Here is a 2269-nt window from a genome sequence, read left to right as displayed (position 1 = left end):
TTGTAATAGTTGGGTGTCGCTCGGGGGGTGGTGTGGGTGGAGTGGGATGAGGGTCGTTAGGCTGATCGAGTCGCTACGCTTGCGGGGGCGCGCGGTGTAGTGGGAGTTGGGGGTACGGGGTTCGGTGTCTGGGGTTCGGGGCGGGGCGACTGACGGACTCCATCGGTGGCTGCCGCTGCCCCGTCATCCCCGCCCCTCCCCCTGCGCGACACCGAGCCGCGCGCCGATCACAGAAAGGCGACGACGATGTCCGCCCAGTTCTACCTCTACCTCGCTCTCGCCATCTACTTCGCGGTCATGCTCTTCATCGGCTGGCTCGCCTTCCGGCGCACGAGCAGCCACGAAGGCTACATGCTCGCCGGGCGGGGGCTGCCGCCCTGGGTCGCGGCGCTCTCCGCCGGCGCCTCCGACATGTCGGGCTGGCTCATCATGGGCCTGCCCGGCGCGATCTACGCGTCGGGGCTCATCGAGGGGTGGATCGCCATCGGCCTGCTCATCGGCTCGTACCTCAACTGGCGGCTCGTCGCTCCTCGGCTGCGCGCCTACTCCGAGGTGTCGCGCAACTCCATCACGATCCCGAGCTTCTTCGAGAACCGCACGCGCGACCGCACCCGCCTGCTGCGCACCATCTCGAGCGTCATCATCCTCGTCTTCTTCACCCTGTACGCCTCGTCGGGCATGGTGGCGGGCGGCAAGTACTTCGAGTCCACGTTCGGCGGCGACTACTGGGTCGGCATGCTCCTCGTCACGGTCGTCACGCTCGCCTACACGCTCTTCGGCGGATTCCTCGGCGCCTCCCTCACCGACGTCGTGCAGGGGCTCATGATGGTGGTGGCCCTCATCGTCGTGCCCGTCGTCGCCATCATCACCATCGGCGGGTGGGGCGAGGCGACCGGTGTCGGCGCGTCGGCGGGTCAGCTGTCGCTCTTCGGCGACGGCACGCTGTCGACGGGAGCCGTGGTGCTCGTCGTCGTGTCGGGGCTCGCCTGGGGCCTCGGCTATTTCGGACAGCCCCACATCATCGTGCGATTCATGGCGCTGCGCACGCCGCAGGAGGCCGCGTCGGCCCGCCGCATCGGCACGAGCTGGCAGTTCCTGTCGCTGCTCGGCGCCGTCGCCTCGGGCCTCGTGGGTGCGGCGTACTTCGAGAAGTTCGGCGGCGCTCCGGCCGATCCCGAGACCGTCGTGCTGCTGATGTCGCAGGTGCTGCTGCACCCGCTCGTCGCGGGTTTCGTGCTCGCCGCGGTGCTGGCGGCGATCATGAGCACCCTGTCGAGCCAGCTCATCGTGTGCTCCTCCGCGCTGGTCGAGGATCTCTACCGCCTCGCCCGCAAGACGCCTCCGAGCGATCGCGCGCTCGTCCTGCTCGGCCGCGGCGGTGTGCTCGTCGTCGCCCTCATCGCCGCCCTGCTGGCGATCAGCCCCAACGATTCGGTGCTCGGGCTCGTCAGCTTCGCGTGGGCCGGGTTCGGCGCCGCGTTCGGGCCGATCGTGCTGCTCAGCCTGTACTGGCGCCGGCTCACCAATTGGGGCGCCCTCGCCGGCATGGTCGCGGGATCGGTGACCGTCTTCGTCTGGAAGGCGCTCGGCACCGGCCTCTACGAGCTGCTCCCCGGCTTCGTCGTCGCACTGGCGGCCGCACTGCTGGTGAGCCTCGCGACGCAGCGCCCCGATGCCGAGATCGAGCGGGAGTTCTCGGAGACGATGGAGATCGTGCTGCCGGGTCGGGACCGGGCGGACCGGAGGTAGCCCGCGGGCGGCGCGCTTTCGCACCGTGCGGCTCAGCCCCACTGTGCGAAGGCGCACCGCTCGTGCACGCGCGCGGCTGGCAGAATGAGCGGAAGACCCGTCACCGCAGACTCACCGCCACGTAAGGAACGATGCATGTCCCACGAAGCGCTTCCCGCTGATCTCGAGGCCGTCGTCGCCCGAGCCACCACCGCCGCACCCCTGCTCGCGACCACCACCGCCGAACACCGCGCACGCGCACTCGTCGCCATCGCCGACGCCCTCGAAACCGCCGCACCCGACCTCGTCCGCATCGCCCTCCGCGAAACCGGCCTCACCGAAACCCGCCTCACCGGCGAGATCACCCGCACCGCCGTCCAACTCCGCCTCTTCGCCGACACCATCGTCGACGGCGGCTACCTCGACGCCCGCATCGACCACGCCGACCCCGACTTCGCCCTCGGCCCCCGCCCCGACCTGCACCCTATACACAACTGAAGCTGCCGACGACCTACGCTAGTTAGATCTCGTAGGGCGCAGG

Annotated in this window: 2 protein-coding genes; both read left to right on the top strand. The window is 69.8% G+C overall.

Annotated features, from left to right (window positions below):
• The first annotated feature begins 246 nt into the window (after positions 1-246).
• Complete coding sequence (gene putP, locus NS354_RS12885) at positions 247-1749, top strand: sodium/proline symporter PutP (RefSeq protein ID WP_058594827.1); 1503 nt, start codon at positions 247-249, stop codon at positions 1747-1749.
• 135 nt (positions 1750-1884) lie between these two features.
• The gene (locus NS354_RS12880) at positions 1885-2226 is read left to right on the top strand and encodes an aldehyde dehydrogenase family protein (protein WP_058594826.1); all 342 of its coding nucleotides are present in this window, start codon (positions 1885-1887) and stop codon (positions 2224-2226) included.
• The last annotated feature ends 43 nt before the right edge of the window (positions 2227-2269 follow it).

It is taken from the genome of Leucobacter chromiiresistens (assembly GCF_001477055.1).
GTDB lineage: Bacteria > Actinomycetota > Actinomycetes > Actinomycetales > Microbacteriaceae > Leucobacter > Leucobacter chromiiresistens_A.
Note: the sequence above shows the minus strand (reverse complement) of the source record. Positions and strands in the feature narration are given on the sequence as shown.